Here is a 7,496-nt window from a genome sequence, read left to right on the forward strand (position 1 = left end):
ATTAAAATGAAAAAACTAGGCTTTTTAGATAGAAACCTAACACTGTGGATTTTTACAGCCATGATTATTGGTGTAGGTATTGGATATTTTGCACCAACTTTTCCAGACCTTATAAATTCTATGAGCAGTGGAGCTACTAATATTCCTATTGCTATTGGGTTAATTTTAATGATGTATCCTCCTTTAGCTAAAGTAAACTACTCGCTATTGCCAAAGGTATTTAGAAACACCAAAATACTTTCTATCTCTTTAATTCTTAACTGGATTATTGGACCTGTATTGATGTTTGTATTGGCCATCACTTTTTTACGTGATTACCCTGAATACATGGTCGGATTAATTTTAATTGGTTTAGCCCGTTGTATTGCCATGGTTTTGGTATGGAATGACCTTGCGGATGGAAGTAGTGAATATGGAGCTGGTTTGGTTGCTTTAAACAGTGTTTTTCAAGTATTTGCATACAGTTTTTATGCATGGTTGTTTATTACAGTATTACCTCCTTATTTTGGTTTTGAGGGTGCTATTGTAGACATTTCTGTAGCAACCATTGCGGAGAGTGTAGCTATTTATTTAGGTATTCCTTTCTTATTAGGAATTTTAAGCAGAGTGCTTTTAGTAAAATTAAAAGGAGAGGAATGGTACAATACCAAATACATTCCTACAATATCTCCATTAACTTTAATTGCATTGTTATTTACCATTGTGGTGATGTTTTCTTTAAAAGGAGAATTAATTGTACAAATTCCTATGGATGTATTGATTATTGCTGTTCCGTTGTTGTTATACTTTACGTTAATGTTTATTATTGGTTTCTTTTTTACCAAAGCAACAGGGGCCGAATATGATAAAACAGCATCGGTAGCATTTACAGCAGCAGGAAATAATTTTGAATTGGCCATTGCTGTAGCTATTGCCGTTTTTGGATTGAATTCAGGACAGGCTTTTGCAGGAGTAATAGGTCCTTTGGTAGAAGTACCCGCATTAATATTACTAGTTAAAGTATCTTTTTGGTTAAGAAAAAAGTATTATCCAAAAATTACAAACTAGTCTACATGAGAAAGAAAAAGAAAACAAAAAAAGGTGAGCAAATTGGACAGCCCCCAAAAAGTTGGACGGTTAAAAAATTAATTATTGATATGAGCTCGATATTTTATCGGGCTCATTCCATTTAAAGCTACTGATATTCTATCATTATTATAATAGCAAATATATTCATTAATTTCCTTTTCTAATTGCTCAATCGAGTTCCATTGTTTTAGATAAAACAGCTCAGATTTTAAAGTTCCAAAGAAATTTTCAATAATAGCATTATCTAAACAATTCCCTTTTCTAGACATACTTTGAATCATCTTGTTCTTTTTTAAGATATTCTGATATTTTTCCATTTGATATTGCCATCCTTGATCCGAATGTAATAACACATTTGCTGCTTTATACTTTTTAAAAGCTTTCCCCAGCATTTGAGTTATTTGTCTAAAATTAGGACTCCTAGAAATTTGATAACTAATGATTTCTCTACTACATAAATCAATAATTGGAGACAAATAAAGTTTTTGACCTTTAACTTTAAACTCTGTAATATCTGTAGCCCATTTTTGATTGGTTTTAGAAGCCTTAAAATTCCGTTTAAGTATATTGGGAGCTATTTTACCTTGACTTCCTCTGTAAGAACGATACTTTTTAACTCTAATCAAAGATTTTAACCCTATGGACTTCATTAGTCTTAATACTGTTTTATGATTGATGATAATCCCTCTGTTGTTTAGTACTAAAGTGATTCTTCTATAACCATACCTACCTTTGTGTTGATGGTAGATTTGAGTAATAAACCTTTTTATAAATTCATATTTATCAGGCTCTTTACTTTTTTGTAAATGATAATAAAAACTACTTCTAGCCATCTTTGCATGATGTAACAATACCGACAAATCATGCTTATGCCTTAACTCATTTATGACTATTGCTTTTTCTCTCTGGCTTGAGCTAAGGCTTGTAACTTTTTTAGCAAATCAAGTTCTGCTTTTAAAGATTGATTCTCTTTTAAAAGCTTTTCTTCTCTAGTTAATGGTATAGATTTATTTTTTCTAGACTTGGATTTCATTCCGATAGGTCTTCCTTTGGGTTGATTTTTAAGACCTTTCAAACCTAAGGATTTATATCTTCTTTGCCAATTAATAATACTAGCACCACTTCCAATATCAAATAGAATACATGCTTGCTCTAACGAAAGATGTTCTTTTTCTATTCGTTGTAAAACATCAAGTTTAAATGATGATGTATATTGTTTATTTATCTTTGGTAACAAACCTTGAACTCCTTTGTGTTCATATTGCCTACACCAAAGAGAAAGAAGAGAACTATCAAAACCTAGCTCTTTACTCAAACTAGTTATAGAGTGTTCTCCTTTAAGAACCAACCTTACACATTCTTGTTTAAAGTCTAATGTGTATTTTACTTTTCTAGACATAAAAATACCCCCAAATTGTGTCTAACATTTTGGGGGCACTCTAGTTATAGGAGGTTTTTTATTATTTACAACCCTACTTCTTTTAAAAAAGTTTTTGCCATTAAAATGTATCCATTAGCATTAGGGCGTATAGGATCTTGATAGTAACAACTTTTTTCATGTTTTTGTAATACCGAATGAAGGTCTATTATTTTTACAACTGCATTATGCTTTGTTCTTAAAATAATATCTCTAAAAACTTGAACCACTTCCTCATCATATTTTTCATAAGGATTTCTCCAAGAATAAGTATTAGCATTTTGTCTAACCCATCCATTTTGTTTGGCTACATTTAAACGAAAAGGTGGTGGGGTCATTAAAATTACTTTTATGTGTTTCTTTTCCATTTTATCTAAAAACAAATTTAGTCCTAATTTGTATTTATCAAACAATTCTTTAGATGGTTTCCCTGACACTCCACAATTAATACCATAACAAAACACAGCTATATCTGGTTGTAATTTTGATTTAGAAAACAAACCATCTAGCCTATTAAACAAATAAGCTCGATCTTTTTTATACTCTATTCTGTACTGTTCTTCTGTTAGGTTTGTAATCGTTTCTGCACCTTTTCCCCAGTTTAAAAAAGTCAAGTTTAAGTTTGCATAATTTTCATTTACATATTTTTGTATAAACTCCACATACCCATTTTTCTTGCCATGGGTGGTACTATCTCCAATACAGGCTATAATTTGATTTTTAGACAAACTATACTCTCCTTTATCTTTACATGCATTAAAGACTATTAGAATAAACAACCAATGTTTGAATCGCAACATACATCTAAAATAAAATATCATTTAACTTTATTCCTGCTATTTCTAAAAACGGAAGGTCAATCGTTTTTATTTCTACATCAGAAATTGCTTCCTTTTGTTGCTCTGTAAACAAGTTGTAAGCACTCTGTAAAATTAGCAAACAATTTTCCGCTATCATTTTTGCATTAAACACATTTTTTTCAACTTGTTCTTTACTAAAATTCACAAGCTGTATATCCTTATTTTTTAACAGAATCATCAACTGTTTTTTTAATTTTTTATCGTTTACATAATCCAAACACATTAATAATTTACTACCCGTAAAAAAAGCAACATCACTAGTTAATAAATGTTCAGGTAGATCAAACGAAAAAGGACTTAGTTCAAAATCTTCACAATATTCTTCAAACAAAGACTCATCCGATTTTTGATTTACTCCACAAACACCAATTTCTGATTCACAATGTGCTATCAAACTTTTACTTCCATAAAAAAACACTTCTTCTTCAGCTGCTTCAGTATAATCTATTACTTCTTTATCTTCCAATTCTACAACCTCATTTAACGTTTCATAAAAACGTTCTACACCTTTAACTGAAGAAACAGCAATAGCATCATTCTTTTTAAAAAACAATTCTGAAAGCGATACTGGAATAAAGGTTTCTAAAACCTCAAAATCTTGAATTTCTAAAAGACGATTAAACTCCACCTTTACCAATTCTTTTTCAGCATTGGGTAAGTATTTCTGTTCTGTTTCAAACGTCCAATTCCTAAAATCTAATACAATCATTTTAATAAAATATAAACTCTAAAGTAGTTAAAATAAACCAGCATTAAACCTCTTTTACCACATAGGTCACAATACCCCAAATAACCAATTCTTGATCTTCTTCTACTTTTATTTCTTTAAACTCTTTGTTTTCGGGTACCAAATACACTGCTTCTTTTGTTACTCGTAATCGCTTTACGGTAAACTCACCATCTAACATACAAACTGCAATTTTACCATTTTCAGGCTGTAAACTTCTATCAACTACCAACAAATCCCCATTGGCCATTCCAGCATCTCTCATAGAATCTCCATCAACTTTTGCAAAAAAAGTAGCTGTTTCATTTTTTATCAATTCTCTATCTAAAGAAATTCTTTTCCCTTCAAAATCGGCAGCAGGAGATGGAAAACCCGCTTTAATACCAGCCTCTACAAAAGGAACTTCTACAAAACCTTTAGACCTATATTCGTAAAATTTCAAACTCATTTTCTACAGTTTACTTTAATAATATCACTAAAATTGGTGGTGTATTTAGGAGACAAATGTTCTTGTCTCATTTTCCAAGTTTTTTTAAGATCTTGATTGGCCAACTTTAACTTGCCTTTTCCTAATTTATCATTCAATGCATCTATCGTGTGCATTAACACCTGATGTTTAGGATTTTCATCGCCAAACATTCTTGTTTGATGTTCCTTTGCTGGTTTTAATCCCATTACTACAACACCCGCTCTTTTATAAGCATAGCCTTCTTTATAAATTTCTTTTAATTTCCGAATCGTCAATTTAGTTATTGTTATGCTAGAACTTGTTTCAAAACCAAAAGACACCATTCCATTTAATTTTATATACTCCTTACCAAACCTATTAGAGCGTAAAAACAAATACGCTGCAGAACATTCACTGTTTTGTTTTCTTAGTTTTTCTGCACAACTATTTGCAAAAGTTGCAATACGTTCTTCCAAATCTTTCAAACAAGTTAGCTCCGTAGGAAAACTTCTTGTTACAGCAATCACTTTTTTATCTTCATCTACCCCTTTTCCAAAAGCAATGGTAGCTTTTCCTTCTAAATCTTTTTTCAATCGCAAACCAACCACAGAAAATCGTTTTCTTACCAACGTATCAGACAACAAAGTAAATCCATAAGCCTTTTCAATCCCCATAACTTTTAACTGCTTACTTAACCCCCTTCCAATTCCCCAAACCGATTCTATAGAAGTCCACTGCAACGCTTTAATACGTTGTTCCTCCGTAGCAATAACATATACATTCCCTATTCTATCCGAAAATTTTTTTACAATATTATTGGCAATCTTTGCCAATGCCTTACTAGTTGCAATTCCAACACTCACAGGCAAACCTAATTGCTGTAAAATTTCTTTCTCTATTTTTTCACCTACCAAAGCAGCATCTTTAGCTGTACAATTCTCTAGTTTAAAAAAAGCCTCATCAATAGAATACCTTTCAATCACATCAACATGTTGCTCTATAATTGCCAACACACGTCTGCTCATATCCTCGTACAAACTGTAATTCGATGAAAACACATAAACTCCATCTTTCTTAAATTGTGCTTCAAACTTAAACGCAGGAGCCCCCATTGGAATAGTACTACATTCTTTTACCTCTTTACTTCGCGCAATTACACAACCATCATTATTCGACAAAACCACTATCGGTTTCCCTATCAAATCTGGTCTAAAAACACGCTCACACGATGCATAAAAACTATTACAATCTACTATTCCATACATAATTCAAAGATACTCATAAAATAAGTTTTCTAGCTGCACAATTCTTTATCGGGCATTACCTTCCTTACACTCAGGTCAGGCTTTCACTACTCGTTTTTTAAAAGCTAAACTTCTTTTAGCTTTTAAAAGAACTCAAACATACCGTTCAATCCTTAATGCATTACACAAATCTAAACTCTCAATACTAAAAACTAATCTTTAAACAATTATATTTACCCTATGCAATTCGGAAAAGTACCCAATCCAGAAAATATAGATTTTACACTACCCAAAGATCATTTATGTACTCAAAAAATATTTGATTCTTCTTTTATTGGAAAAACACAATTCTCTATCGGATGTGCCAAATGGAACAAACAAGATTTAAAAGATTTTTATCCAAAAGGAACTAAAGACGAATTAAAACACTACAGTTCTCAATTCAATAGCATAGAACTAAATGCTACCTATTACAAACTATACCCTAAAGAACAATTTCAAAAATGGTACAATAAAACACCTAATCATTTTAAATTTTATCCTAAAATACCACAAGACATTTCTCATTACCACCAATTGCACCACAATTGCTATCCCATTGTAGAAAGCTACTTAAACAACATTTCTGCATTAAGAAACAAATTAGGTTCTGTATTCCTTCAAATGAATGAAAACTTTGCTCCAAACAATTTCAACTATTTAGAAGATTTTATACAAACTTGGCCTATAGAAATCCCATTATCTGTAGAGCTAAGACATCCCAATTGGTTTCACAATCCTATAATTTCCCAAAAATTATATCAACTCTACCATCAAAATAACATCAGCAATATTATTACAGATACAGCAGGAAAAAGAAATTTATTACATATGAGTTTAACCAACTCTAAAGTATTTATTCGTTTCGTTGGAGCCAATCATTCCTCAGACTTTCAAAGATTAGACAATTGGATTGACAGAATAGAAAGTTGGGTGAACAAAGGAGTTAAATCCATTGCGTTCTTTGTACATCAAAATTTTGAAATCGAATCAGTATTACTCACAGCCTATTTTATTAAAAAACTAAATAAAAGACTGGAGTTAAACTTAAAGGTTCCTAAAACTTTAGATGATATTAATAGTGTTCAAACTAGTCTTTTCTAAAAGCTTGTAATCTAAGTATAAAAGGTCATCAAAGGCTGTATTGAGCTAAGTCCAAGAATACTCACAACCCTTCACCTTCAAACTCTATACCCCAAAAGCCATCACTACAATGTTAATGAAGGTTCTGTAAAACAAAAAATCCCGATTCTAATAAAGAATCGGGATTCAAAAAAAGGCGATGACATACTCTCCCATCTAACGATAGTACCATCTGCGCTAATAGGCTTAACTGCTCTGTTCGGAATGGGAAGAGGTGAGCCCTATTGCAATAATCACCTTAAGATTATTCAATTACAAACTAGTCAATTAATAATTACGATTTTTTTTCATAATTGTACATTGCCAATTGTAAATTGATTATGTGTTAACATATTGATACCAATATTATACTTTTTTTATTACTCGATTGTATACGTTATTAAAGCCCGCAAGTACATAAGCCTATGGGTTATTAGTAATACTCGGCTATGACATTACTGCCTTTACACCTGTATCCTATCAAGGTCGTGATCTACAACCACCCTTTAAAGAAATCTCATCTTGTGGTGGGTTTCGCGCTTATATGCTTTCAGCGCTTATCCCTTCCCAA

The 7,496-nt window shown here is 31.6% G+C and carries 8 protein-coding genes and 2 rRNA genes (1 of these 10 only partly in view); 2 read left to right on the forward strand and 8 right to left on the reverse strand.

The window, feature by feature from the left end; all coding sequences use genetic code 11:
* Entirely contained in the window at nucleotides 1-1,047 is a 1,047-nt protein-coding gene (arsB, locus tag ACY2IJ_RS08465) for an ACR3 family arsenite efflux transporter (protein ID WP_476726548.1), read from the forward strand.
* A gap of 77 nt (nucleotides 1,048-1,124) precedes the next feature.
* Here arsB and ACY2IJ_RS08470 read toward each other — a convergent pair whose 3' ends face one another.
* From ACY2IJ_RS08470 to ACY2IJ_RS08495, 6 genes are all read right to left on the reverse strand, one after another.
* Entirely contained in the window at nucleotides 1,125-1,961 is an 837-nt protein-coding gene (locus ACY2IJ_RS08470) for an IS3 family transposase (protein WP_476726549.1), read from the reverse strand.
* Nucleotides 1,958-2,467 carry a transposase gene (locus ACY2IJ_RS08475; protein WP_476723931.1) on the reverse strand — a complete coding sequence of 170 codons (510 nt, stop codon included), beginning with the start codon at nucleotides 2,465-2,467 and terminating at the stop codon, nucleotides 1,958-1,960. Before ACY2IJ_RS08475 ends, ACY2IJ_RS08470 begins: the two co-directional genes overlap by 4 nt.
* A gap of 65 nt (nucleotides 2,468-2,532) precedes the next feature.
* Entirely contained in the window at nucleotides 2,533-3,285 is a 753-nt protein-coding gene (locus tag ACY2IJ_RS08480) for a GDSL-type esterase/lipase family protein (RefSeq protein ID WP_476723932.1), read from the reverse strand.
* Nucleotides 3,286-3,289: 4 nt separating this feature from the next.
* Nucleotides 3,290-4,054: an arginine deiminase-related protein gene (locus tag ACY2IJ_RS08485; protein WP_476723933.1), complete on the reverse strand. Its 765-nt coding sequence runs from the start codon at nucleotides 4,052-4,054 to the stop codon at nucleotides 3,290-3,292.
* Nucleotides 4,055-4,097: 43 nt separating this feature from the next.
* A complete protein-coding gene (locus tag ACY2IJ_RS08490; RefSeq protein ID WP_476723934.1) occupies nucleotides 4,098-4,520 on the reverse strand; it encodes a LexA family protein in 423 nt (140 codons plus the stop codon).
* Nucleotides 4,517-5,785: a Y-family DNA polymerase gene (locus ACY2IJ_RS08495; protein ID WP_476723935.1), complete on the reverse strand. Its 1,269-nt coding sequence runs from the start codon at nucleotides 5,783-5,785 to the stop codon at nucleotides 4,517-4,519. The genes ACY2IJ_RS08490 and ACY2IJ_RS08495 overlap by 4 nt, the downstream gene beginning before the upstream one ends.
* 219 nt (nucleotides 5,786-6,004) lie before the next feature.
* On the opposite strand from ACY2IJ_RS08495, the gene ACY2IJ_RS08500 reads away from it, so the two are divergent.
* Complete coding sequence (locus tag ACY2IJ_RS08500) at nucleotides 6,005-6,907, forward strand: DUF72 domain-containing protein (protein ID WP_476723936.1); 903 nt, start codon at nucleotides 6,005-6,007, stop codon at nucleotides 6,905-6,907.
* Between the two features lie 170 nt (nucleotides 6,908-7,077).
* On the opposite strand, the gene rrf is transcribed toward ACY2IJ_RS08500, so the two are convergent.
* Nucleotides 7,078-7,187, reverse strand: a 5S ribosomal RNA gene (gene rrf, locus ACY2IJ_RS08505).
* 151 nt (nucleotides 7,188-7,338) lie between these two features.
* A 23S ribosomal RNA gene (locus ACY2IJ_RS08510) occupies nucleotides 7,339-7,496 on the reverse strand; it runs 2,635 nt beyond the window's last position.

The organism is Wenyingzhuangia gracilariae (assembly GCF_056387575.1).

Coding starts and splice junctions, on each gene's coding strand:
- ACY2IJ_RS08475 (WP_476723931.1), bottom strand. CDS start 2,467: ATGTCTAGAAAAGTAAAATACACATTAGACTTTAAACAAGAATGTGTA.
- ACY2IJ_RS08480 (WP_476723932.1), bottom strand. CDS start 3,285: ATGTTGCGATTCAAACATTGGTTGTTTATTCTAATAGTCTTTAATGCA.
- ACY2IJ_RS08485 (WP_476723933.1), bottom strand. CDS start 4,054: ATGATTGTATTAGATTTTAGGAATTGGACGTTTGAAACAGAACAGAAA.
- ACY2IJ_RS08490 (WP_476723934.1), bottom strand. CDS start 4,520: ATGAGTTTGAAATTTTACGAATATAGGTCTAAAGGTTTTGTAGAAGTT.
- ACY2IJ_RS08495 (WP_476723935.1), bottom strand. CDS start 5,785: ATGTATGGAATAGTAGATTGTAATAGTTTTTATGCATCGTGTGAGCGT.
- ACY2IJ_RS08500 (WP_476723936.1), top strand. CDS start 6,005: ATGCAATTCGGAAAAGTACCCAATCCAGAAAATATAGATTTTACACTA.